Raw genomic sequence first — 25,889 nt, forward strand, 5'->3', positions numbered from 1 at the left:
TCGGCATCAGCCGAACAAAGGCATGGGTACACACCCTTTGAGACGCGCGAAATTAGAAGTGAGACGTGATAAATGTAGGTGCGGCTTCAGCCGCACAAATAGGCGGGATAAATTATTTGGGACACCGTTCCCTAGAACCTGGGGACGTTCCCATACGTCATATATATTAGGAGAGTATAAATTGAAATTCAGGTTGGCTTCGGCAATACTGGCCGGTAAGGCGGCGAATAAGCTGAGCCGGGCTTGCGGCTACGAAGGGTCTTCTCTGCCCGGCATGCTTGCCCGCGTGTTTTATCCCCCGGTCCTAAAAGAACTGGCCGCCCAGGTGCGAAAAGGTATGATCGTGGTCAGCGGAACTAACGGCAAGACCACCACTGCCAACATGATCGCCGGGGTGCTGAATGAAGCCGGTTTTAAGGTTATATCAAACCGGGAAGGCGCCAACATGATCAGCGGGGTCACCACCAGTTTTATAATAAATTCACTCACTTCAGGAAAAATTGACTGTGACTACGCCGTTATCGAAGTGGATGAGGCTTCAATCCCGGATGTGCTGAAAAACCTGACTCCCAAAGTGGTAGTGCTCACCAATTTCTTCCGGGACCAACTGGACAGATACTGGGAGCTGGAAAAAGTAATCGGTGTTATATGGGACTCGCTGCGCGTGTTAAAGCAGACGGCCCTTGTATTGAACGCAGACGACCCGCTGGTGGCCCAGTTCAAAGACACAACCGGCCTTCAGTCATATTTTTTTGGCCTGGCCGGGGATGAAAGTTCAAATAAAACGAGCACACAGACCAGAGAGTCGAAATTCTGCCCGTTTTGTGGTTCTGTCCTTGATTACGAATACTTCCACTACGGCCAGCTTGGTTCATACACCTGCCTGGGCTGCCACTTCAAAAGGCCGCGGCCGCAGGTGGAAGCCATAAAAACAGGAGCAGCCGGAGATTTGAACAGCTTTAAACTTATTTATAACGAAATAGCTGTCCCCCTGGAAATACAGACCCAGGGCCTGCACAACATCTTTAACGCCATGGCGGCCTTTTCCGTGGGCATGAAGCTGGGTATTGACACGCGGACCATACTGAGCAGCTTAAAAAAATACCAGCCTGCGGCCGGGCGGATGGAAAAGTTCACCTACGGAAAAAAACATGCTTACTTAAACCTGGTAAAAAACCCGACCGGTTTCAACCAGGGACTTGTAACCCTTTATAAAGCGCAGGGGACAAAAGATGTATTTATCGCCCTCAACGACAACTATGCCGACAGCAGGGACATTTCCTGGATCTGGGATGTGGATTTTGAAATGCTGGGCGCAGACCATAAATTCTTAAGGCGTTTCGTTTGTTCGGGACTGCGTGGGGAAGACATGGCGCTGCGCTTGAAATATGCCGGTGTGCCCACGGAAAAAATCGTGGTAAACACGGATATGCGCCAGGCTATAAAGACCGCGCTGAACGGCCAGGCCGGGTCAACCTACCTTTTTTCAACTTATACGGCCCTGCGGCCGGTGCACAAGATTGTAAAATACCTGGCCGGGAAGGGGGATGCAAATGATAAGCGCATGTCATCTGTATCCTGATCTCCTGAACCTTTACGGCGACAGGGGTAATGTCATTGCGTTCCAGAAGCGCTGCCAGTGGCGGAATATCCCCGTGCAGGTAATAAATAAAAGCCTTGGCGAGAACATGGATTTTAACAAATATGACTTTGTTTTTCTCGGCGGCGGCTCGGACCGTGAGCAGAACCTGATCGCGGCCGACTTGATGAAACGCCGGGATCAGTTTAAGGAAGCTGTGGAAAATGGTCTGGTGGTGCTGGCCATCTGCGGGGGCTACCAGCTGCTCGGCCGGTATTATTTGACCGGGGACGGCAGGCGTATACCGGGCCTGGACATCCTGGACCTTTATACCAGGGCGGGGGATACCAGGCTGGTGGGGAACGCTGTAATAGAAATGGTCCAGGACGGACGGAGGGTAAAAGTCGTCGGGTTTGAAAACCATTCCGGGCAGACCACCCTGGGCAAAATCAAGCCCCTGGGAAAAGTGCTGTACGGAAAAGGCAACAACGGCAGGGACGGTTTGGAAGGCGCGAGGTACAAAAATGTTTTCTGTTCTTATTTGCACGGTCCGCTGCTGCCGAAAAACGCCAGGCTGACGGATTATTTAATCAGGCTTGCTCTGAGAAGACGCGACGTTGACCTGGAATTAAAGCCCCTTGACGACATTTTTGAGGAGCGCGCCCGCGCGGCCTTACTGGGGCGCCTGGGCCTTAAGGCAAATTGACTCTATTAAAAAATGAAGGTTAATTTTTGTTTCTGTGGAACTATATAAATATCCTGGTATAAAGGAGGTTTCCAATATGGCCCGGTACAAAAGAAAGAGAGTCCTTATTGCAATAGCCATAGTACTGTTATTACTGGTTTCAGCTGCCCTGGCGGGCTGTGGCGCGTTGGGCGGGAAGAACAACGGAACCACACCAGGCGGCCAGCAGGGTCAACAGGTTTCCGAGCAGAAATCAAGCCTGGCGGTGTATTATGTTAAGACAACTGAAGATGACGCTTACCTGGTCAGGGAGGTCCACCAGCTGCCTTTTACGAACGAACCGGCCAGGGCGGCGCTGGAAGAGCTGATCAATACAAGCCCGGTTATCCCGGGCGCGGCCAGGGTCCTGCCGCAAGCGACAAAAATAAAGGGAATTAATATAAAGGACGGACTGGCCACAGTAGACTTTTCGAAGGAAGTCCTTAACGCTAACGTGGGAGCATCCGGGGAGGCCCTGGGCATACAAAGCATAGTCAATACTTTGACAGAGTTTCCGGAAATCAAGAAAGTCTCTTTCACGGTGGAAGGTAAAACTGACGAGGCGATGGACTGGTGGGGGCATGTCGGACTGTACGAGCAGCCTTTCAGCCGGGACCTGTCAAATGTAAACGAGCCTGCCATCTGGGTGAACAGCCCGAAGCCCGGCCAAAAAGTTGCTTCACCGCTGGAGGTATCCGGCAGCGCCAGAGTTTTTGAAGCGACAGTAAATATCAGGTTGGTCGATAATACCGGCAAAATGATCGCTGAAGGGTTTACGACTGCGTCGGAGGGCGCGCCCGGACGTGGCGATTTCAAATATTCACTGAACTTTAACGCTACGTCACCGGGACAGGGTGAGCTGGAAGTATACTGGACGAGCCCCAAGGACGGGAAAGAGCTGGACAAGGTGTCGGTCCCGGTAAATTGGTGATTTGAGACGTGAGAAATGGGTAATCTTGTTGTAGGGCTGGATTTATCCCGCCACATTTGGCCGGCTGAAGCCGACCCTGTAAACGACATCAAACGCCTGACGACCGACGACTGAATTTGTAGGTACGGCTTCAGCCGTACATTGAATCGGGTTAACTCAACCCTGCAAGACAAAACATGTTTGATAAAGGAATGGGGACACACCTCGTTTGGTGCCTGAATCTCAGGCTGGGGTATGTCCCCATTTTTGCTATTTAGCCAAGAAAATATTACAAATTTATACTTTTGTATACATACTAATTAGACAAATTGGTGGTGTTATTGTTTGAACCATTTGTTACCATTTATACAATGTTAATTTATGTAGTCATGTAGCTGTGAGAACAGCCTAACAACCCACTGTTCATGTTTTTATCAGATAACTTTATAATTCGGAAGGCTACAGGTCGTAATACGTAGCCGATAAAGGCAAACTCGTCAAAAGGCGAGGACGCAAAGTCAAGGGTCTAAGGGCCATGATGCCTATGACAGCCTGATTACCGAAGCAGAGATTTTATGCACCTGCCTGGCCAACTGCCACCGGCAGGTTCTTGTATTTAACTCAGCCTTGTTATGAGTAGGAGGGATTTGAATGAAAAAATTTGTCACAAATGAAGATGGACAAGTACTGATACTGTTTGCTTTGGCACTTGTAGTGTTAATGGGATTTGCGGCTTTGGCAGTTGATGTGGGGTCTATGACTTTAACAAGAACGAAACTGCAGAGTGCTGCCGATGCATCGGCTTTAGCCGGGGCGCATGATTTGCCGGATGAAAGTACTGCAGAGAACACAGCAGTAACTTATGCCGGGAAAAATGGTGTCCAAGAATCAGATACCATAGCTACGGCTGGATATGATGGTGACCCAAACAAAATTGAGGTTGTATGTAAAAGAAAAGTTTCGCATACATTCGCTAGAATTATAGGATTTACGAATACAGATATATCAGCTCGCGCTGTTGCTCAAAAAAAAGGCTTTAATGGAGGAACGTTGCCATTTATAAATTGGGACCCATATGAAAAAGGCGAGGAAATTGAAATATGGGATAAAGAAGGCAAGGGTAATAAAGAACGTCTTAACACACCTGCTCACGTGGTTATGTATCAATATGACCCAGAGATAGGGGCGGTGCACGGAAATGGTAAAATGGCTAATGTGAAAGATGAAGTAGGAGATATATGCCCAGATGGCGCCACGGTATATCTTTTAAGCCTTTCTAATGACGTAATGATACCCGGGACGACAATCCCGACAATAACGAAAAATGGAAAACCAGGTAGCTTTGTGTACCCTGATGGTAATGTGGGTCAGGAAACCAGAATACCTTCAGAATATATAGTTCTTTTAAAATGCACAGTAAGGCATTATGACGATAAGACAGCGAAAGTTATAGTAGAGGAAGTATATGAAGATTTAACATCTGTTGATGATTTTGAAAATATCGATAGTTCACCAGCATTAGTTGAATAACAGTTAGCCGAACAAATGGCCGTGTGGGTGACAGGTACGGTTCTTTTACCACACATGCAAAGCCCCAATAATATTACACATATTCTAGTACCGTCTAACGTTTAGTGATACCAGACATAAGGAACGGGGCCACACCTCTATCTGGAGCTTGGCTCATGGGCCGAGGGATGTCCCCGTTTTTTGATTTTGCCACAGAATTTACTGTGGCTTTTTTATTGTGTACAACATATTATGCAAGATCCGGAAACTCTTTGTGATTATATCTATATTATATAAGGAAGCTTTCGGCATATAACGCTGTCTTCAGGTTTCCCCGCGGGCTGCCTTCATTCTTCTTTTTGCCATTTTCGCATATAATGTAATATTCATCTAAAGCTTATGCTGCCCTGGGTGGAAACCGGAAGTTTTTGTAACAAACGGGAAGGAGTGAAACTATGGATTTCCTGAGGCTTATAGAGGAATACCGTTCGCTTGAAAAACAGCTTGCCTGGGAAGGAACATTCAAGGATTACCTTGATTTAGTCAGGGAAAAACCGCATGTGTGCCAACTTGCCCATGCCAGGATTTATAATATGATCAGGACCGCCGGGGTGGAGGAGAAAGGCAGCATAAAGAATTACTATTTTTTTTCAACAGAAATTTTCGGCCTGGAAAAAACCCTGGAAAAACTGGTTGAGGAATATTTTCACCCCGCCGCCCGCCGGCTGGACGTGCGCAAGCGGATCCTGCTGCTCATGGGCCCGGTCAGCGGCGGCAAGTCAACCCTGGTGGCAATGTTGAAGCGGGGCCTGGAGAAATACAGCCGCACCGGTGAAGGAGCGCTTTACGGGATAAAAGGATGCCCGATGCATGAAGAGCCGCTGCACCTGATCCCCAGGGAGCTGAGAGAAGAGTTTCAAAAAATTTATAACGTGTATATCGAAGGGGAGCTGTGCCCCTCCTGCCGCATGATGGTTGACGTGGAGTACGGTGGCAACATTGAAAAAGTGCCAGTGGAAAGGGTTTTTTTATCCGAGGACAACCGCTCCGGCATCGGCACTTTTACGCCTTCCGACCCGAAATCCCAGGACATCGCCGACCTGACCGGCAGCATGGACTTTTCCACCATAACAGAATACGGATCGGAGTCTGACCCGCGTGCTTACCGCTTTGACGGGGAGCTGAATATAGCCAACCGGGGCATGATGGAGTTCCAGGAAATGCTCAAGTGCGACGAGAAGTTTCTCTGGAACCTGCTCAGCCTGTCACAGGAAGGCAATTTCAAGGCGGGCCGCTTCGCCCTGATCTACGCAGACGAGATGATCGTGGCCCATACTAACGAAAACGAGTACAAGGGTTTTATCAGCAACAAGAAAAACGAGGCCCTCCAGTCCAGGATTATAGTTATTAAAATACCATACAACCTGAAAGTGACCGATGAAGTTAAAATTTACGAAAAGCTGATTAAGCAGAGCGACCTGCGCAATATCCACATCGCGCCGCACGCCATGCGGGTGGCGAGCATTTTTTCGGTCTTGTCCAGGCTGAAAGAGTCCAAGAAGCAGGGCATGGACCTGGTTAAAAAGATGAAGCTGTATGACGGCGAGGATGTGGAGGGATTCAAGCAGAAGGACCTGCACGAGCTGCAAAACGAAGCTGTTGACGAGGGGATGAGCGGGGTCGACCCCCGCTACGTGATCAACCGCCTTTCTTCGGCCCTAATCCGTACCTCCACCCAGTGCATCAACCCTCTTGACGTCCTGCGCGCCTTGAAGGAAGGTCTCGACCAGCATCCTTCCATTACCAAGGAGGAGCGTGACAACCTGCTGAACTTTATCTCGGTGGCGCGCAAAGAGTACGACGAAATGGCCAAAAAAGAAGTGCAGAAGGCTTTTGTCTACTCGTATGAAGAATCAGCCAAAATTTTGTTTGAAAACTACCTGGATAATGTCGAGGCCTACTGCAACGGCGCAAAACTTAAAGATCCGATTACCGATGAGGAGCTGGAGCCGGATGAAAAGCTGATGCGGTCCATAGAGGAGCAGATCGGCATTTCAGAAAGCGCCAAGAAAGCTTTCCGGGAAGAAATCCTGATCAGGCTTTCCAGTTACGCCCGCAAAAACAAACGCTTTGACTACAATTCGCACGAGCGGCTGCGGGAAGCCATAGAGAAAAAACTGTTTGCCGACCTGAAAGACGTTGTGAAAATCACCACCTCCACCAAGACCCCGGACGCCGAGCAGCTAAAAAGGATCAACCAGGTCAGCGCCCGCCTGATCTCGGACCACGGTTACTGCCCCAACTGCGCCAACGAGCTGCTGAGATACATCGGCAGCCTGCTCAACCGCTAGGGGGTAGTGCCGTGACAGAGACAAACCTGATCATAACCCGTGAGGACTGGTCGCTGCACCGCAAGGGGGAAATTGACCGGCAGCGGCACAGGGAGAAAGTGCGTGAGGCCATTAAAAAGAACCTGGCTGATATCGTCAGCGAGGAAAGCATCATCATGCATGACGGCCGCAAAATTGTAAAGGTGCCCATCCGCTCACTGCATGAATACCATTTCCGCTTCGACCATACAAAGCAAAAGCATGCCGGCCAGGGCGACGGGAACAGCAAGAAGGGCGATATTATATTCTCCGAACCACAGCAGGGGCAGAGTAAAGGCAAAGGGGCGGGCGACGAGCCCGGAGTGGATTACTATGAGGCGGATATCACCGTGGATGAGCTGGCGGAAATGATTTTTGAGGACCTGGGGCTGCCGAACCTGGAACAGAAAAAGAAGCCGGAAATGGCTTCCGATGCCCTGGAATTTAAAGATATCCGCAAGAAAGGCATTTCCAGCAACATAGACCGCAAGCGCACCATCATGGAGGCGATCAAGCGCAGCGCCATGAAGAAAGAGGGAGAGGGGCTGGCCATCACGCCCGAGGACCTGCGCTTCAAGACCTGGGAGGTCACGTATAAATACGAGTCCAACGCGGTCGTCCTGGCCATGATGGACACGTCCGGGTCCATGGGGCCGTTTGAAAAATATATCGCCCGCAGCTTTTTCTTCTGGATGGTCCGCTTCCTGCGCACTAAATACAACAATGTCCATATCGTTTTTCTGGCCCACCATACCGAGGCCAGGGAAACGACGGAGGAAGAATTTTTCACCAAGGGGGCGAGCGGCGGCACCCGCTGCTCGTCAGCTTACAAACTGGCCCTGGAGGTTATAGAAAAACGTTACAGCCCCAGCGATTATAACATCTATGCCTTCCATTTCTCCGACGGCGACAACCTGTCTTCAGACAATGAAAACTGTGTCAAACTGATGCATGATCTTCTGCAGGTCTGCAACATGGTGGGTTACGGGGAAATTGAGGGGCCGTATTACTATACCTCCACCCTGCGCAACGCGTTTAAAAAAATCCAGAACGATAAGTTCACCTGCGTCACCGTCAAGGACAAAAGCGGGGTTTATCCCGCGCTAAAGAAATTTTTCAGCCTGTCGCCCGGTCAGGCGGGCGAGAAAAATTAGACATCCATTAATTATGTAGGGCGGGTTTCAACCCGCCATTCCAACCGGGGACATTCCTCACCCCAGAGAAATACCTCAAATAAAGGTGTGTCCCCGTTCCTCAGACGAGGTGTGTTCCCGTTCCGCTGTCTGATTTAATGCCCCTTCGCCAAAATATTCTGGCAAGGGGCTAAATTTGTTTTATCAAGTGCCGATATTATAAACGTGGATAACAAAAATACTGGCAATAATATTACATTTATGATACAAATTGCTAATCTTTACCTTGGAAACTATACCAAAGTATAATATACTAAAGAGTATGAAATAACAAAAGAAGGGTTGATCGTGTGGACAAGGCAACCCTGTATGATGATAAAATCAGGACGGAAACCGGTATAAACCGTTTTCAGCACGCTTCTGTATTATCGGACGATGTACTCGGCGGGCGCCGGGTGCTAAAACTTTTCCGGTACATATCCTGGTTTTTGACTTCTTTATTTTATTTAAGAAGTTCTTCAAACTATCCATTTATTTTTCAGGTAGTAGTGGTACTGGCACTGTTGCTGGCTTCCTGGGTTGCGGTCCGCCTCTACTCAAACAGCAGGAAAAACCCGGCCAACATATTCGGCATTATAGTTATCGACACGCTCTTTGTCGGGCTCCTTCTCCTGATACCGACAGGCGGAATAAACAGCCCCTTCATGTGGTACGCGCTGAACCCGGTATTCATGGCTATCAGCATGCTGCCGGTAATATACTGCTGGGGAGTGCTCGGAATATTGTCGGCTGCCGTGGCCGGAAGCGCCGTTTATTACGGCAATGGGATAAATATCCTGAACCAATTTAAGGACAACCTGTGGTTTTCACTGGTCTTCCTGCTTCTGATAACGGCGGCCCTGCTTTTTGCCCGGTTAAACAAACAGGTGTCCGAAGCATATCAAAAGCTTTCGGATACCCACCAGTCAACTGAAAGGCTGCTTGACCACATTTCAGATCTGTACCAGGCCCTGGAATCTTTTTCAGTTGGTGAAAACCCCCGGCAGTCAGCCAGCCTGCTGGCCACCTATGCCAAAAAGCTGACCGGCTCACGGGCGGGATTTTGTTACATAGCACAGGAATATTACGATTATTTGTGGGAGACCTCAGACCCGGACGGAATCCTTGCTTACTACAAGCGGAGAGAGCTTGACAACCTGTGGAGCCTGGCCAAAGAGGGACAGGCCCGGGTTTACCGCCTGCCGCTTGAACACAGTGTGCTCGAGGGCAGGGAGATAGTATTTGTGCCGCTGCAGTCCGACAGCATATTCTTCGGCCTGCTGGGATACGTGATGTACACCGGCCATAAAAATTTTGAGAACGAGTCCAGGGCGCTACGCTACTTGGCCGAACTGGTCGCGGCTGTTATGGAACGCCAGAAGGCTGAAGACCTTTCGGCCCGGCTGATGGTGGTGGAAGAACAGAACCGCATCGCCAATGAGATCCACGACGGTGTGTCACAGCAGTTGTTCAGCGTGGTTTACGCGCTGCACGCCCTATCCCAGAAGAAAGGGTTGCTGCAGGAACGCGAAGTCCAAAAACAGCTGAGCCTGATCAAGAGGACGGCGAACCAGGCAGCCAAGGACCTGCGTGCTTCAATTTACCGGATCAGCCCCAACAAGCGGGGTGAACAGGTCTTTTTAGCCGGTGTGTCAAGCTATCTTGAGGATTTGGCCAAGCTTAATAATATTGATGTGGAATTTTTACCGGAGGGCTCGGAAGAATCGCTGAGCCCGGCCCTGCGCAAAGCGCTTTACCGGATTATACGCGAAGCCACCTCAAACGCCATTCGTCATGGCAGGTGCGACAGTATCAAGGTTATTTTAAAGATGACGACAGTAAGGGTTTCCTTACAGATCATCGATGACGGCAAAGGCTTTGTAGCCGACGAACAACAGAGCGGCCTGGGACTGGTGAACATGCGCAGCCTGATGGCGACGTTCAACGGCAGTTTTACCATCGACAGCTATCCCGGTAGCGGGACGATAATTACTTGTGTGGCGCCGGACGACGCTGATAGCGAAGAAGTCAAATGGGCCGCGGGGGGTGCCTGATATTGAAAGTTTTTGTAATTGACGACCATCCGCTAGTTTGTGAGGGTATTAAAGCAATTCTCGACAACGAGGACGGTATGGACCTGGCCGGCAGCGCCAGCAACGGGCAAGAAGCCGAGCAGTCATTCAAGCTGGAGAAGCCCGACCTGGCCCTGGTTGACCTGAGGCTGCCGGGGGAAAGCGGGATAGAGATTATCAGGAGGCTGCGCCCTCTGGCGCCTGACTGCCGGTATATCATCCTGACCACCTATGCGGACCCGGAAGATGTGCGGCAGGCTATGGAAGCCGGAGTGGATGGCTATATCCTCAAAGAAGCGCTGCCGGAGGAAATGACCAGCGCCCTGCGGTTGGTGGGGCGCGGCAGGCCGTATTTCGACCCGTCAGTAATGCAGATGATGCTGCAGCAGCCTAAAAAGGGTGACGACAACCTGTCTGAACTAACGGACCGCGAGCTGGAGGTACTCCGGGCTTTAACGCGGGGACTGAGCAACAGGGAAATAGCGGGTATGCTTTTTGTGACCGAGCATACTGTCAAAAAGCATATCAGCAGCATTCTGTGCAAGCTGGACCTTAAGGACCGCACCCAGGCGGCCCTGTACGCGGTTTCGAACGGCGTCTAGTTTCAGAGAATTAGTAAACTTTAGAGTAGTATGTTTTTCATACCTTTGTGGGATGGCATAAAATAATTGATTTGCTATCATTTGGATTGACGATATAATTATTTATATCCTATATCAAAGAGGTGACGCCTATTTTAAAAATATTGAGCAGGCTTTATAAAGATGAGAGAGGCCAGGGTCTGATGGAGTATGGACTGATAGTATCACTCGTCTCTGTAGCAGTTATCCTGGTTATGATGAACATTGGTGAGGCAAACAACAACACCTTGAATACAGTTGCGAATGAGATGGTTTCTTAACATATGAAGAATAAATAGTTTATACGGGCAGGCAATAACCGTAAAAAGGAGGTGAGAAGATGTTACAAATGGTAAAAAATCTTTTTGTTGATGAAGAGGGCCAGGGCCTGGTGGAATACGCTCTGATTCTGGTATTAATCGCTATCGTTGTTATAGCAGCCCTGTCTTTCCTGGGCGACAAAGTGAATGAGACCTTCCAGAATATTGGTGAAAAACTCGACAGCTAAAATAACAATTGTTAGTATCGTATAAAAACCTGCCCGCAATAATTTTTTAGGTGAGTACAATGAATGAATTCTTAGATGTTGTAACAATATTCGCTGTCAGCTTGGCTGCTTTTATTGACGCAAGGACCAGAAGAATACCAAACTGGCTCACCCTGACAGTGGTAGCCGCCGTGATATTGGGCGGCTTTTTGTTCTTTGTTTTAAAAGGAGACCTGCAGGGTGGGTGGCAGTATCTTTTATTCAGCGGAAAAGGATGGTTAGTGGGTATTGGCATCTTTCTTATTCCGTTTATACTAGGCGGCATGGGCGGGGGAGATGTCAAATTGCTCGGTGCTATCGGCGCTTTTAAAGGTGTCGGTTTTGTTATCGAAACCGCACTTTTCGGGGCGCTCTGGGGCGGCGTGCTGGCCCTGCTGGCTATTATTATTAAAAAACAGCCCGGTATTTTAAAAAGATTTGGCTTTGGCCTGAAATTATTTGCATTAACTGGCGGTCAGGCGGGTAAAGAATTTATGATGCCTGACGAAAATGTAAATGAGAGAGAAAAGTTATATGTCCCATATGGAGTTGCCATTTTTCTCGGAGTGTTAACCGTATACCTCGTAGGCGTCAAACTGGCGCTATAATGTTTTTTAATTGATTTTAAAGAATAATATGGTTATAATCAACTTAGACATAAAAACCATACTTTATGCTTAAAGGAAATAATGTTAAATTATTCAATGGTTATTAAAACATCAATAAACTGGTTAATTGGATGTTTTTTCAAGGCGGTGGTAGAATATTCGATACAATAGAAAAGACAGCGGCCAGACTTTGGTGGAATTTGCGCTGGTATTACCTTTGTTATTAATTTTAATTTTTGGTGCTATCGAGTTTGGGCGTATATTTCATGCCACTCACGTGATCACCAGTGCGGCCCGGGAAGGCGCCAGGGCGGCTGCGGTAGGCAATACTGATGCACAAATCACGACAAAGGTTGAAAATGCTCTTAGTAGTTTATTAAAAGCTGATAAAGTTTATCTTAAATCACCTGATGATTATAATCTCGATGACCCAGGCGACGGGGAGGTATACTTTTCTATCGATCCTGAATATCTTTCCGAACGGACTGATGAATCTCATGAGGATGTTACAGTGAACGTCAAGGGCGGATTGGAAATAATTGTTCCTATTGTGGGTGGTTTATTACCCCAAAACCCAATCATACTAAAAAGCTATGCCACAATGCGTCTCGAATAAGATGATACGTTATGGAAGAAGGTGTTAGTATGTTAAAAAAGACGTTAAAAGGACTGCATCATGAGGAAAAAGGCGCCACTCTAATAGTAGTAGCGCTATGTTTGTTAGTCGTGTTTGGACTCGCCGCTATATCAGCGGACGCTGGAATGCTTTATAAAACCAGGCGGGATATGGTCGCCGCCGCTGATGCTTGTGCGCTGGCGGTAGCCCAGGAAATGGCGGATATAATGACAGAAAGCAATGGCACTATTCACCTGACAGATACTGAAGCACAAACCCTGGGGGAAAACTATAAGGGGAGAGCAGATTCGGTTACGATAGAACTTATTACTTTAGATAATGGAGAAGAAGCGGTTAAGGCGAGTGTTATACGGAATGAGGACTACTTTTTTGGTAAATTGATTGGCAATAGGGATAACAGTAATGTTGTTGCCACTGCAATTGCAACCTGGGGATATCCAACTGCAATAGCGGGAGGTAATATTATACCGTCTTATGTGGAAGTACAAGACTATAATTATCATCTGACAGATCCAGATTATAACATGTACTTGCATGATAACAATAATTTACCGAACAGCCACTGGGGGTTATTTAATATATACGATAATTCAAATGATATTAAAAACGGACTAAGAGGAGGGTTTGATCTAACTTTAAAACAAACTCTTGTTGTTGATGTGCCAATAAATAAGGGAACGGCTCCGGGTAATAAATTGAATTATACTAAAGATGGAATAGGCGAATCAGAAATGGATATAGAAAGAAATGGAAGAATTGTAAGGGCGGAAGCAGGACTTACTACCATGGAGGGCTTAGTTCCAATAGTCCAAAATATTACGTCACCTGGTATGGAAACTGTGACGATTATAGGCTTTGCCTACTATAAAATTATTGATTGTGTTCAAAATAAAGATGGTTATGGTGTTGATGGCGGTGGACCATATCTGCAGCCTGATGGAACTCCATACCCAGTTGGAACAGTCATAGGGGAATTTACGACCGGCATAACTGATGTTAAGGTTATTGACGGTGATCAGAATGCTTCACATAACTTTGGCTCATATTATGTAGAATTAATTGTTTAGGAGGATTTAATTTTGAAATTAACTAACCGGTCAATAATCATTATCGCTCTAATTTTATCCATTGCCGCTGGAGGTTTGTCATTTATGTACATAGCAGGTTATCTCGGGACCGCGGGAAAGATGGTCCCGGTAGTTACAGCGGCGCAGGATATACCGATGAACACTACAGTAACAAAAGAAATGCTGTTGATAAGGGATATTCCGGAGAAATACGCTCACCCCGAAGCTTACCGTACAGTGGAACAGGCGGTGGGCAAAACCAGTAAGGTACAGATATTAAAGGACGAGCAAATTTTGCCGAACATCGTTGCTGCCAAGGACAAGCCCGGCAACAGGTTTTCATACCATATATCAGACAAACAGAGGGCTATTACCATGCCTGTGAATGAAGTCACCGGTGTTGGCGGCTTTCCGGTAGTGGGCGACAGGGTTGATATTCTGCTGACCAGGGATTCCGCCGGGACAACCTATACCAGCACAATGTTCCAATACAAGGAGATCCTTGCCACCGGCAGTATGACAGTTCCCACGGAAGACGGTAAGCAAAAAGTAGTGCCGACAATCACCCTGAGCCTTACCCCGGCTGAAGCGCAGCAGATTACACTTGCCGAAAGTACAGGCAGGTTAAAATACACTTTAAGGGCACCTGTTGACAAAGAAATTGCTTCATTGGAAGCGGCTTCTTATAAAAAGTAGTAAGTGAGGCGAAAAAATGGGATTTTCTATTAGAGTTTTCATAGTCAGCCCGGATCAGGAAACGACCAACACATTAGTTGAGCAGCTTTCCAAAGTAGAAGATATTGAAATAGTGGGCGAGTCCAGTACCCGCGAGTCTACCTTGAACATTGTCGGTGAGTTCCTGCCGAACGTAGTGCTTATCGACGAAGATGTCGAGGATGGACCATATGGTTTATCCGAGGAAATTACACAGCGGTTTGTAAACATGGCTGTAATCATTATCGGTAAACCGACACAGGAAGATTACCTGCGAAAACTTCTCCAGGTCGGCGCCAGGGACTTCATCGATAAACCCGTCGAACCGACAGTACTGGTGGAAGCAATTTACAGGGCCCATGAATATGAAAAAAAGAGGAAGGTTTTGCTTCCATCCGTAACAGTTGATGAAACGCGCGTAAGAAAGGCCAAAATAATTTCAGTTTTCAGCAACAAGGGCGGTATCGGCACAACGACTATCGCTGTAAACCTGGCCGTAACCCTGGCCAAGTATTTTCAGAGAAGGACACTGCTGTGGGACCTGGACTTGTACCACGGGATAGTGGCGGTGGCTACTAACGTGGTACAGCGGCGCCACCTGACAGACCTGCTGAACGAGATCCAGTATATGGACGAAGAGCTGTTTGAAAGTTACCTGGAACGGCACGAATCCGGCCTGGCGGTACTTCCCGCCCCGTTTACACCTGAATTCGGCGACTTTGTGTCCGCCGAACATGTGAGCAGGATACTCGCGGTGGCCAGGGAAAGATGGGATTATATTATAATTGACAACCCGTCGTTTTTCAACGAGCCGACAATAGCTGCCCTGAGGCAGTCAGATATGATCCTGATCGTTGGTTCGCTGGACCTGGGTACTATTAAAAACATAAAAGCCTGCCTGATGGTTATGGATAAGCTGAATTTTTCAAGAGCCAAAATCAAGCTGGTAGTAAACAGGGTCGGCAGGGAGTTCGGCATCTTCCCCAAGGATATTGAAACCACCTTGAAAATACCGGTATTTGCGACTATCCCGGCTGATGCGAAAAGCGTCCTGACTGGTTTAAACCAGGGTGTTCCGGCAGCAATCAGCTCACCAGACACTGATTTCGGACGCAGCATACATTCCCTGGCCAAGATTGTGTCCGGAGGAAAAGAAGCAGAAAAGCCGGCGAAGGTTAAAAAAGGAATGTTCGGCCGCGTATTTGATAAAAATGCAAAAGCAGGTGGACAATAATGCTTAATGACCATAACATGAAAATAAAGGCAGGTCCGCTGTTTGAACTGGGCAGGGAACAAATTACTAAAAAAGTTGCCCCGGAGGAGAATCCTGAGGTAGCAAAAAAAGAAGCCCTGATTAATGAACTAAAGGACAAAACCCAGAAAAAGATCATCGATGAAATGGAAGAAACGGTTTCGATAAACCGTTTTTCCCCTGAGGATAAACAGCGTTTCAAGAGGACAGTTACCGAAACGTTAGGCCAGATCCTGGCGGAAGAGGCCAAGTTTATCAGCCGCGTCGACCGGGAGCGGATAATAACCGAAGTTACGGATGAAATAACCGGTTACGGGCCGATCGACCCGTTCCTTCACGATAATGAAATTACCGAAGTCATGGTTAACGGACCCAAAAGGATATATGTAGAGAGTAAAGGGAGAATTGTAAAGACTGCCGCAGCTTTCAGGGACGATGACCATGTACGGCACACCATAGATAAAATAATTAGTCCCCTTGGCAGAAGGCTGGACGAAAGCTCTCCCATGGTGGACGCCCGCCTGCCGGACGGCTCCAGGGTTAATGCCATAATCCCGCCCCTGGCTATTGACGGGCCCACATTGACTATACGTAAATTTGCCGCTGATCCGTTTACAGTCGAAGACCTGATTAGTTTCGGTACCTTCACCACGGATATCGCCCTGTTTTTAAAAGCATGCGTGGAAAGCCGTGTCAATATTATTGTTTCCGGCGGCACCGGTTCCGGTAAAACAACCACGCTGAACGTGCTTTCCTCATTTATTCCCAGGGAAGAGAGGATCATCACGGTAGAAGACGCGGCTGAACTTCAGCTATGGCAGGAGCACGTGGTCCGCCTGGAAACGAGACCGCCCAACATAGAGGGTAAGGGGCAGGTAACAACCCGGGACCTGGTGATAAACTGCCTGCGGATGAGGCCGGACCGTATTGTTGTAGGTGAGGTCAGGGGCGGAGAAGCGCTGGACATGCTCCAGGCCATGAATACCGGCCATGACGGGTCGATTACAACCGGCCACTCCAACAGCCCGCGTGACATCCTGTTCCGCATTGAAACAATGGTGCTGATGACAGGTTTTGACCTGCCGCTGAGAGCTATCCGCGAGCAGATAGCCACTGCTCTGAATTTAATTGTGCACCAGGAGCGGTTCAAGGACGGGACGAGAAAGATCACCAACGTGACTGAACTTACCGGCATGGAAGGCGACACCATATCACTGCAGGACATCTTCATTTTTGAGCAAAAGGGTATGGATGACAAGGGGCGCGTTGTCGGCCGGCATGTGCCGACAGGCGTGGTGCCGAAGTTTATTGAAAAAATGGAATCCTCGGGCGTGTATTTGCCTACCCAGATATTCCGCAGGTCATAAATATAGGGGTTGATTTACTTATGTATACTGCAATTATTGCGGTTGCCATTATCTTTGCAGCTGTTTTTTTTGTAACCCTTTCTGTTTTCAGTATATTTACATCAAAAAGCAGGCTGCTTAAAAGCCGGCTGAAGGAATTAGACAAAGTTGCCGCAAAACATGAGATAGTCGGGCTGAGTGATCAAGCCGCCGTTGCCGATACTATGACAGAAGATGAATTTGCGCGGAGGGCCAGGCAGGAGCCGGACAAAAAGAAGTATTTTACGGACCGTTATTTCGAACGCTTGTCGGACAGACTCCAAAAGGCCTATCTTCTGTATAAGCCCAAAGAATTCTTCATGCTGTCACTGGGTGTTGCCTTATTATTAATTATTTTAATCCTCATCGCCTTTGGCGGCAAATATGCCTCACTAACAAAGGGGATTGGCATCATCCTTGTCATATTAATCGGCGGCGGAATAGGCTTCATGATTCCTAATCTTTATTTGACAATCAGGGAGAAAATGTTCCACAATCTTTTAAGCAAGCAGATTGGGGATATGATCCTTTTAATTTCTAACTATCTCAGGGCCGGGCATTCTTTTGTCAGGTCGATGGAGCTGGTGAGCCGCGAACTGGCATCGCCGCTGGCGGACGAACTGAAAACTTTTACCAAAGACATGAATTTAGGCGCTTCACTTTCCACCGCGTTAAATGATCTGGAAAAGAGGGCGCAGGATGAAGACCTGGGGTTGGTTATAACTGCCATCCAGATCCACCACCAGATCGGGGGTAACCTGTCTGAAATCCTGGACAGCATCAACTTTACAATCAGGGAGAGGATCAGGCTGAAAGGTGAAATCCGGACACTGACCGCCCAGGGTAGGATGACAGCGCTGGTAATCGGCGCGCTGCCGATTGTGGTAGCTGTTATAATTTCCTACCTGCACCCGACTTTTATGAAATTGCTGTTTACAGAGCCGATGGGACAGTTCATGCTTTTACTGGCTGTGGTTATGGAGGTTATTGGTATCATACTAATTCGTAAGATTATTGAAATTGAGGTATAGGGGGGACTCAATTGACTTACCTTCCAGTCTTGTTTGTAGCAATAGCTGTTTTTATTCTGGTCATACTAATTCATCAGATATCAGTCAAAGACCAGTCAAAAATAAAATCCAGGCTGAAAATAATCCAGGAAACACAGGTAACTGACCAGGCTGATGAAGTCTTTAATCTTCCCTTCCAAATAAGGATTATTGACCCTATTAAAACAAAAGTCGTTAGCTGGGTAACAAGTTTGCTTCCGGCTAACTTAAAAGCCACTGTTGACAAAAAACTTATTCAGTGCGGCAACCCGAGAGGCATGAAGGCCGGTGTGTTTTTATCGGGTGTCATAGTAGGCGCTGTTGTATTGTCATTACTGGTATTTTTTATTGTTGTTTTTGCAAAAGCAGGTGTGCTCAAGGCAGTTCAGGGGGCGCTTATTGCACTTCTGTTTACTGTGTTAGCGCCATATGCCTGGCTTTATTACACTGCTGATAAGAGGATAAAAGTTATCGAAAGGACTCTGCCGGACGCCATCGATCTACTGGTGGTAAGCGTGGAAGCAGGCCTGGGTTTTGATATGGCACTGTCAAAAGTGTCCGAAAGAATGAAAGGTCCACTGGGAGACGAGTTCACGAAAGCGCTTAATGAAATGAAAATGGGTAAGAACAGGCAGTCCAGCTTAAGGGATCTGTCGAACAGGGTTGGCTCCGACAGCCTCAGTTCTTTTTTATCCATGATTATACAGGGTACGACCATGGGATTTGCCATTGGGCCCATTTTACGCATTCAGTCTGAAACCATGCGCCGCGTACGCCGGCAAAAAGCAGAGGAAGCAGCCATGAAAGCCCCGATTAAAATGGTATTTCCCCTGGTGCTGTGTATTTTTCCGGCGCTGTTTATAGTTATCCTCGGACCTGCCTTAATACAAGTAATAAAAGCATTTTAGGCTTTTGTCACACATAAATAATGATTTCGCGCTTGGGAGTACAGGCAAAATGAGACGGGTTAAAAAAAACATAATTATTTCAATTTCATTAATAATGGTTTTTTTGTTTTCTTTCAGCGTAAGCGCACAGGAACAGAATAAGGCCGAAGGTCTGGCGCTGGCTTTAGTTATAGATGGTTCCGGAAGCATGAAAGAAAACGATCCGAACAATGTCAGGTTAGAAGCGGCAAAAAAAGCGATAGCCCTACTGGGCGAAGATGACCAGGTCTGTGTTGTTGAGTTTTCCGATGTGGTGTCGGTATTGGTGCCGCTGAGGAAGGTTGGCGGCGCTGAATCCCGGAATGAAATAATATCAAAGCTCTCTGCCATTGGAGTTAAAGGCGACACGGACATCAAAGGCGGTATGACCAGCGCGCTGGCGGAACTGAAAAAAGCGGACGGCAATAAGAAGAAATTGGCCTTGCTGCTCTCTGATGGTGTTCCCGATATGCCCGACCTCTTGAAAGACCCAAATAAGATGATGGCATATCTTGCCGATGTGGACAAAACAGCCGGAGATTTTAAGTCCAGCGGATGGTCTATACATTCCATCGCTCTTCAGAAAGAGGAAGCCGGGCAGTTATTGAAAAAAATTGCCCAACAGACCAGTGGTGAATATTTTTTCGTTAAAGACGCCGCGGAGCTGACCACTTTCTTTCAGTCTATTTTACTTGTACAAAAGTATTCCCAGTCGGAAAAACCTGAACTGGCCTACCTGTTCGAAAACAGAACATATAAGGTTGGTGACAAGGTCCCTGTATATGCCAGTTTAAAGGTAGGCAGCGACAACCTGATTCCGGGTCCGCACCTGAAGCTGGACAAATTTGAACTTGCGGTAAGTTATGCAAATCAGGAACCTGTAATTATAGCACTTAAAGATGATGGCACATCAGGCGACGCCCAGGCTGGTGATGGTGTATTTTCATGCCTGGTACCATGCACCCAGAAAGGGGAGGCCTCTTTTACCCTGGTATCCCAGGGGACGTACTTAAACGAGAGCATTGATGGAAAGGCAGAATTACCTAAAATTCAAATAAAACCGGAAATCTCTGCAGGCAGAGATTTTTTGAATAAAATAAATGCGCTGGCCGTTCAATATAAATATATTATTTTTGCCGTTTCTTTAGCAGTGGCGGCTTTAATATGTATAGTTGCATTATTGCGCAAATCAAATGATAGAAAATCTATGAATATTAAGGGATCACTGGAGTATTGGTTGGAGAATGACAGCGAGGGTTTCGGCAAGGTCCTTGATTTATCAAGATACAGCAAGGATGAAATCCTGTTAGCGACAGAGAACGGTCCTGAAGTGGATATTTTGCTGCCTGTCGCAATAAAAAATTTTGCTTTTAAAATTAAGAAGTATATCAAAAACAAAACAAATGTCAAAGATATCAAAGATTTTAACCTGATTGACTCTAAAATATTTTATATGGTTACATGTATGCCGGGTACTTACCTGGTTTCCAACGGCACACCAATGAGCCGTGAACAAATTTTCAACAACGACAAATTTGACCTGGGCGGCTATACCTTTAAGTTCGTTTCCAGGGAAGCGAAAAATGATACTTAAATACTGGTTCATGATAAAATGCGGTAGTAAATGCATTAAGGTGGTCCATGCTGCAGCTAATTAATAAGTCCAAAAAAAGTATGATAGTCGGGAACCTGAATGTTGCGGACAGTTTCTGGTCAAGATTGAAGGGGCTAATGAGGAAAAGAGACATGCCGGAAGATGAGGGTCTTCTGATCGTTCCATGTAATTCTGTCCATTCCATGTTCATGCGGTTTCCGATCGACCTGCTGTTCCTTGACCGTGAGTTAAAGGTTATAAAAATTGTTGAAATGTTTAGACCATGGAAGACCACTCCAATTATACGTGGCAGTTACCAGGTAGTGGAGCTCAGGGCCGGCGTTGTTTCAAAAAAGGGTGTTTCCATTAAAGACGAGTTGGAAATAGTCAATTATAATTCCAAGGTATAATATTTTAAATAATGTCAGGACGTTAAAGGCCCTTCTAGATGCATTTGAGAAGGGCCAATTTAATAGTGAGGTGTACTATATTTGAAAAAAATCGCTGTAATGCTTTTTGTAGCTATTGTACTTATTTTAAGTAAAATAAATCACTTAATAGTTGACGGGGATACATTTTGGGCAATAAAGGTCGGCGAATGGATAGCATTAAATAATAGCGTTCCCTATCAGGACACATTCTCATGGACTGTATACGGCAATCCATGGGTGGCGCATGAATGGCTATTCGATTTATTAATTTATCTATCTTATAAAACATTGGGATTGTATGGAATGACGCTGGTTGTTTTAGTGCCAATAACTATTTCGTTTTTTTTCCTGTGGAAACTATATGCCGCGGAGAGAAAAAGCCTGGTACTTACAATAATTATATTTTCAATTGTGGCATTGATGCTAAGGTTTGGCATTGCCGCCCGGCCCCAGATTTACGGGTACATGTTTTTTGCTTATTTTTTATATGTACTGGTTAACAACCATAAATTACTGTGGACACTGCCTTTAACCGCAATTGCCTGGGCCAATTTTCATGGTTCGATATTACTGGGCATCGCGATGGTATTTCTGCAGTTTGTATATGAATTCGCATATAAATCGATAACAGAAAAGAAAATTTATATTGATATCAAATTACTGTTAGTTTCAATATTGACACCACTGTTTTCTCTGATTAACCCATATGGTTTAGAGCTCTGGAAGACTTCATATTATTTGATTACAAGTAAAGTAAATAAACATATTGTGGAATGGCAGCCTCCTGATTTTAAAGATATTAGCTGGCTGGCCGTATATTTTACCATTATAGTCACCACAGTATTTGTCTGCTATGTAACAAAAAATGGTGTTAAGGACTACAAAAAATTCGGCCTGATATCAATCTACCTATTTGGCACTTTCTATGAAGCAATAACAGGTGTAAGGTATTTACCATACCTGGTAATATGCTGGGGCCTTTTTATGTTAATGCTGCTGCCGGGCGATTTATTAATTCAAAAACACTGGGAAAAGAAAATAGGAATTTTTTATTTGCTAATCATTTTGATAATTCTTCTGGGGACAGGGAAAATACCGTCAAGCCTGGACGATGCCATCGATAAAGAGACATGGCCTGTTGAAGCAGTTAACCACCTGGAGGATAAAAGGACTTTTAATGATTACATGTGGGGCGGATACCTCGTGTATAAAGACATACCGGTTTTTATCGACGGAAGGGCAGACGTGTACTGGAGGGATTCTGAAGTTTTCCTTGACCATGGAAATGCCACAAGATTTCTTAAGGATCCGGGTGAAATATTCGATAAGTATAGTGTGGACCAGGTAATTATTGAAGCTGGTGACCCGTTGGATTTTTACCTGGGCAGGATTGGCTGGAATGAGTCATATCGCGATGAAACTGCCGTAATTTACCTGAGACCTTATTAATAATCACTTGAACCTTTTCGAAAACAACCTGGAGATGAATTTATGGTTTTCAAAAGTATTAAGGATCATATTTTTGTTATTTTAGCCTCTATTGCTTGTATAATGGCAAATGTATTCAGACCTGACCGTACTTTTGACAGCGATACGCTGTGGCACATCAGGGCGGGAGAGAGCTTTTTAGCCAGCGGCACCATCCCTGTCACCGATCCGTTTTCCTGGACCGCGGCCGGAGCACCGTGGATTTCTCACGAGTGGTTGTTCGAATATCTTATTGCTTTAGCATATAAGATAGGCCCCCTGGGAATTTCTCTTTTAAGCGCGATATTCATAATTATTGGCTTATATTTTTATTGGAAACTGGTGAATGTGTCCTCATCTTCAAGTATTACCGCGGCATTTTTTTATTTTTTAACCTTAATTATGATATCATCAGCCTGGACAGCCAGGCCACATATAACCAGCTACGCATTCCTGGCAATAACACTTTACTTGCTCCTGATCGGAAGGAAACAGCCGGCCAAATTGTGGTTTCTCCCCGCAGTATTTATAATTTGGACTAACTCCCATGCTTCTGTTATTCTCGGCCTGGGCATAGTTGGGTTGGAGATGCTGCTCTCTTATTTGCCGGTGTTTGAAACCGGGAACATCAAGAATACCCCGGGAAATAAAAAACACCTAACCGGTGTGTTTTTCGCTTCCATTACAGCTTCCCTGATTAACCCGCATGGTTTCAACCTGTGGCTTTTTTCTTTTAAATTAGCAACAGACCCCGCTTACAAAAACATATATGAGTGGCAGGCCCCTGAAACAATTGCCTATAAATCAATGATTTTTTTGGTAATAACGCTGCTAATTGTATTATTAGCGGTTAGGAAAAATAAAGCTGATCTATGTCTTTTGATAGTAGCTTTGCTATCTTTTTTTGGAACACTGACCTCAGTAAGGCACTTCTACTATTTTGTTATGGTTTGGATGATTGTTATGGTACAGCTGGTCGGAAATCTGGAATTATCGAAAAAAACCATATCGCTTTTCGGGGGAGCCCTTGCCCTGATATTTATTATCAACTTTTCTCATACCGGGTGGGTAAGCAGAGATACAAGAGCGCTGGCTGAAAAAGCCGGGTGGCCGGTAAAAGCGGTAGACTGGCTGGAGGAGAATAAGGCTGAAAGAATATTTAACCGGTATAACTGGGGCGGTTACCTGATTTTCAGAGGCATACCAGTATTTATTGACGGTCGTGCCGATTTGTATCACATGGCGGGAATGGAGAACGACCCTTTTCTGGATTATGTAGATTTGATGAATTACAAACAGCCTCCTGAAGAAATCCTCCAGAAGTATGATGTAAGGTATTTTTTATTTCCAAGCGGCTCATGGCAGATAAGCTATTTAAAGAAGTGTGGCTGGAAAGAAGTTTACAGTGATGAAAAGGCGTCTGTCCTCGCGAGAGATGATTATATGACTATAGGAGAAAAAAATGATAAGGATAAAGCCTGAGATTGACAGTCTGAAAAATACTTCAGCCTATGCCGTTGCTGTAGTCCTGTGTCTTTTAATATTGATCTGGGTAATGGAGTTGTGGAAGGCCGATCTGAATATCCCATTCAGGTTCAAAGGGGACGCAATATTACATGGAATGTATATTAAAGGGTTAATTGATAACGGCTGGTTTTTACATAATAGTTTTGTGGGAATGCCTACGAGTTTAAATTTATGTGACTTTCCGATGGCGGACAATTTCCATTTCTTCTTGATCAAAATAATCTCATTATTTAAACCTGATTACGCGTTTGCGATGAATTCTTACTTCTTACTTACATTCCCGTTAACGACCATATCAACGCTGTATGTATTCAGACAGTTTAAACTACCATATGCTTCATCTATTGTTGTCAGTTTGCTTTTTACCTTTCTGCCTTATCATTTTTTGAGAGGGGAAACACATCTTTTTCTTGCTTCTTATTACATGGTTCCTCTGATTGTAATGGTTATTTTATGGGTATATACCGAAGATACTTTTTTATTTAATTATGATCCTGTTAGCGGCAAAAAAAATATTAAGCTGGATTTCAAAGCATCGGCAAGTATTATTATCTGCTTGCTGGTCGCATCAACAGGAATTTATTACGCCTTTTTTGCATGTTTCTTCATGCTTATATCAGGTATCCTGGCTGTGTTAATAAAGAAAAAAAATAGATTATTAATCGTTGAAAGTTTAATAATTATCATAATCATTGGCGTCTTTCTAAACATACTTCCTAATATGGTTTTTGTGTATAATCATGGGTTAAATTGTGAGGCAGTCCAGCGAAGTCCAGTGGAATCTGAAATGTTCGGCATGAAGATTGACCAACTGCTCATGCCTGTCGATGGGCACAGGCTGTCATTTGCAGCAAACCCGAAAGAAAAATACAATAAAATTGCCCCGCTGGTTAACGAAAATGCTTCCTCGTCATTAGGATTGGTCGGAAGCATCGGCTTTCTCATCTTGGTCGGCAGGCTTTTTTACAGGACACCTAAAAATTATGATGGTGATATAAAAGACAGTTTAAGTATATTTAATTTATCTGCAGTGTTGTTGGCAACCATAGGTGGTTTTGGGTTTCTCTTTGCTCTTATTATTCCCGGGATAAGATCGTATAACAGGATAAGCGTCTACATAGCTTTCTTTTCATTGTTTGCTGTCAACCTGCTTTTGGATCATTTATATCAGAAATATGTTAAAACTAAAGCATCAAGATATCTTTATTATGTGCTTATGGCAATTATTCTTGTAATCGGCATTCTCGACCAGACGAACAAATCCATGGTGCCTCGTTATGATCAGTTGAAATCCGAATATATCAATGATGGCGAATTTGTAAGCCAAATTGAATCATCTCTACCTGCCGGCGCCATGGTTTTTCAACTGCCCTATGTATCCTTTCCGGAAAATGTATCAGCGCTTAAGATGGGTGATTATGAGCTTTTCCGGGGGTACCTGCATTCAAATCAATTACGCTGGAGTTATGGGGCGATGAAGGGCAGGGAGGGGGATACCTGGCAGCGTGAAGTGGCTGCAAAACCATTAAACGAGTTTTTGGGAACACTGTCTCGCGCCGGTTTTAACGGGATATACATTGACCGCAACGGCTATGAAGATAAGGGTGCGGGTATGGAGGCGGAACTGATCAGTCTGCTAGGCACAGAACCGATAGTGAGCGCGAACAAGAGGTTGGTTTTCTTCAAGATGGAGGATTACAACAAAAAGTTGAAAGAAAATTAACGGGAAAAAACCAAATAATTATACTTTA

23 protein-coding genes and 1 riboswitch are annotated in these 25,889 nt (G+C 45.8%); all 23 genes read left to right on the forward strand.

Features of this window, described 5'->3' with window-relative positions:
• Positions 1-181: 181 nt before the first annotated feature.
• Positions 182-1,582, forward strand: a complete 1,401-nt coding sequence (locus ACOBQJ_RS06380) for a MurT ligase domain-containing protein (RefSeq protein ID WP_421070893.1) — start codon at positions 182-184, stop codon at positions 1,580-1,582.
• A complete protein-coding gene (locus ACOBQJ_RS06385; protein WP_421070894.1) occupies positions 1,554-2,285 on the forward strand; it encodes a type 1 glutamine amidotransferase in 732 nt (243 codons plus the stop codon). Before ACOBQJ_RS06380 ends, ACOBQJ_RS06385 begins: the two co-directional genes overlap by 29 nt.
• Before the next feature lie 76 nt (positions 2,286-2,361).
• A complete protein-coding gene (locus ACOBQJ_RS06390) occupies positions 2,362-3,234 on the forward strand; it encodes a Gmad2 immunoglobulin-like domain-containing protein (RefSeq protein WP_421070895.1) in 873 nt (290 codons plus the stop codon).
• Between the two features lie 456 nt (positions 3,235-3,690).
• Positions 3,691-3,777, forward strand: a riboswitch (cyclic di-GMP riboswitch).
• 87 nt (positions 3,778-3,864) lie between these two features.
• Complete coding sequence (locus tag ACOBQJ_RS06395; RefSeq protein ID WP_421070896.1) at positions 3,865-4,743, forward strand: pilus assembly protein TadG-related protein; 879 nt, start codon at positions 3,865-3,867, stop codon at positions 4,741-4,743.
• Between the two features lie 434 nt (positions 4,744-5,177).
• Positions 5,178-7,073 (forward strand): PrkA family serine protein kinase, encoded by a 1,896-nt coding sequence (locus ACOBQJ_RS06400; RefSeq protein WP_421070897.1) that lies wholly within the window; start codon positions 5,178-5,180, stop codon positions 7,071-7,073.
• Positions 7,074-7,084: 11 nt separating this feature from the next.
• Positions 7,085-8,245, forward strand: a complete 1,161-nt coding sequence (gene yhbH, locus ACOBQJ_RS06405) for a sporulation protein YhbH (RefSeq protein ID WP_421070898.1) — start codon at positions 7,085-7,087, stop codon at positions 8,243-8,245.
• A 329-nt stretch (positions 8,246-8,574) separates the two neighbouring features.
• Positions 8,575-10,317 carry a sensor histidine kinase gene (locus ACOBQJ_RS06410; RefSeq protein WP_421070899.1) on the forward strand — a complete coding sequence of 581 codons (1,743 nt, stop codon included), beginning with the start codon at positions 8,575-8,577 and terminating at the stop codon, positions 10,315-10,317.
• 2 nt (positions 10,318-10,319) lie between these two features.
• Positions 10,320-10,937: a response regulator gene (locus ACOBQJ_RS06415; protein WP_421070900.1), complete on the forward strand. Its 618-nt coding sequence runs from the start codon at positions 10,320-10,322 to the stop codon at positions 10,935-10,937.
• A 122-nt stretch (positions 10,938-11,059) separates the two neighbouring features.
• Positions 11,060-11,236: a Flp family type IVb pilin gene (locus ACOBQJ_RS06420; protein ID WP_421070901.1), complete on the forward strand. Its 177-nt coding sequence runs from the start codon at positions 11,060-11,062 to the stop codon at positions 11,234-11,236.
• 59 nt (positions 11,237-11,295) lie between these two features.
• Positions 11,296-11,463, forward strand: coding sequence for a Flp family type IVb pilin (locus ACOBQJ_RS06425; RefSeq protein ID WP_421070902.1), 168 nt, complete (start codon positions 11,296-11,298; stop codon positions 11,461-11,463).
• Positions 11,464-11,522: 59 nt separating this feature from the next.
• A complete protein-coding gene (locus tag ACOBQJ_RS06430; protein WP_421070903.1) occupies positions 11,523-12,089 on the forward strand; it encodes an A24 family peptidase in 567 nt (188 codons plus the stop codon).
• A gap of 193 nt (positions 12,090-12,282) precedes the next feature.
• Positions 12,283-12,705 carry a TadE/TadG family type IV pilus assembly protein gene (locus ACOBQJ_RS06435; RefSeq protein ID WP_421070937.1) on the forward strand — a complete coding sequence of 141 codons (423 nt, stop codon included), beginning with the start codon at positions 12,283-12,285 and terminating at the stop codon, positions 12,703-12,705.
• Between the two features lie 11 nt (positions 12,706-12,716).
• Positions 12,717-13,793: a pilus assembly protein TadG-related protein gene (locus ACOBQJ_RS06440; RefSeq protein WP_421070904.1), complete on the forward strand. Its 1,077-nt coding sequence runs from the start codon at positions 12,717-12,719 to the stop codon at positions 13,791-13,793.
• A gap of 12 nt (positions 13,794-13,805) precedes the next feature.
• On the forward strand, positions 13,806-14,489 hold the full coding sequence (gene cpaB / locus ACOBQJ_RS06445; RefSeq protein WP_421070905.1) for a Flp pilus assembly protein CpaB: 684 nt from the start codon (positions 13,806-13,808) through the stop codon (positions 14,487-14,489).
• A gap of 16 nt (positions 14,490-14,505) precedes the next feature.
• Positions 14,506-15,741: an AAA family ATPase gene (locus tag ACOBQJ_RS06450; RefSeq protein ID WP_421070906.1), complete on the forward strand. Its 1,236-nt coding sequence runs from the start codon at positions 14,506-14,508 to the stop codon at positions 15,739-15,741.
• Positions 15,741-17,126 carry a CpaF family protein gene (locus ACOBQJ_RS06455; RefSeq protein WP_421070907.1) on the forward strand — a complete coding sequence of 462 codons (1,386 nt, stop codon included), beginning with the start codon at positions 15,741-15,743 and terminating at the stop codon, positions 17,124-17,126. Before ACOBQJ_RS06450 ends, ACOBQJ_RS06455 begins: the two co-directional genes overlap by 1 nt.
• 20 nt (positions 17,127-17,146) lie before the next feature.
• Positions 17,147-18,175 carry a type II secretion system F family protein gene (locus ACOBQJ_RS06460; RefSeq protein ID WP_421070908.1) on the forward strand — a complete coding sequence of 343 codons (1,029 nt, stop codon included), beginning with the start codon at positions 17,147-17,149 and terminating at the stop codon, positions 18,173-18,175.
• Between the two features lie 11 nt (positions 18,176-18,186).
• Positions 18,187-19,101 carry a type II secretion system F family protein gene (locus ACOBQJ_RS06465; protein ID WP_421070909.1) on the forward strand — a complete coding sequence of 305 codons (915 nt, stop codon included), beginning with the start codon at positions 18,187-18,189 and terminating at the stop codon, positions 19,099-19,101.
• Between the two features lie 49 nt (positions 19,102-19,150).
• Positions 19,151-20,713 (forward strand): vWA domain-containing protein, encoded by a 1,563-nt coding sequence (locus tag ACOBQJ_RS06470; RefSeq protein ID WP_421070910.1) that lies wholly within the window; start codon positions 19,151-19,153, stop codon positions 20,711-20,713.
• 80 nt (positions 20,714-20,793) lie between these two features.
• Positions 20,794-21,123 carry a DUF192 domain-containing protein gene (locus ACOBQJ_RS06475; protein WP_421070911.1) on the forward strand — a complete coding sequence of 110 codons (330 nt, stop codon included), beginning with the start codon at positions 20,794-20,796 and terminating at the stop codon, positions 21,121-21,123.
• An 81-nt stretch (positions 21,124-21,204) separates the two neighbouring features.
• Positions 21,205-22,593, forward strand: coding sequence for a hypothetical protein (locus ACOBQJ_RS06480; protein WP_421070912.1), 1,389 nt, complete (start codon positions 21,205-21,207; stop codon positions 22,591-22,593).
• Between the two features lie 102 nt (positions 22,594-22,695).
• Positions 22,696-24,093 (forward strand): hypothetical protein, encoded by a 1,398-nt coding sequence (locus ACOBQJ_RS06485; protein ID WP_421070913.1) that lies wholly within the window; start codon positions 22,696-22,698, stop codon positions 24,091-24,093.
• Positions 24,074-25,861, forward strand: a complete 1,788-nt coding sequence (locus ACOBQJ_RS06490; RefSeq protein WP_421070914.1) for a hypothetical protein — start codon at positions 24,074-24,076, stop codon at positions 25,859-25,861. The genes ACOBQJ_RS06485 and ACOBQJ_RS06490 overlap by 20 nt, the downstream gene beginning before the upstream one ends.
• Positions 25,862-25,889 lie beyond the last annotated feature (28 nt).

The sequence above is a fragment of the Pelotomaculum propionicicum genome, from assembly GCF_048984525.1.
GTDB lineage: Bacteria > Bacillota > Desulfotomaculia > Desulfotomaculales > Pelotomaculaceae > Syntrophopropionicum > Syntrophopropionicum propionicicum_A.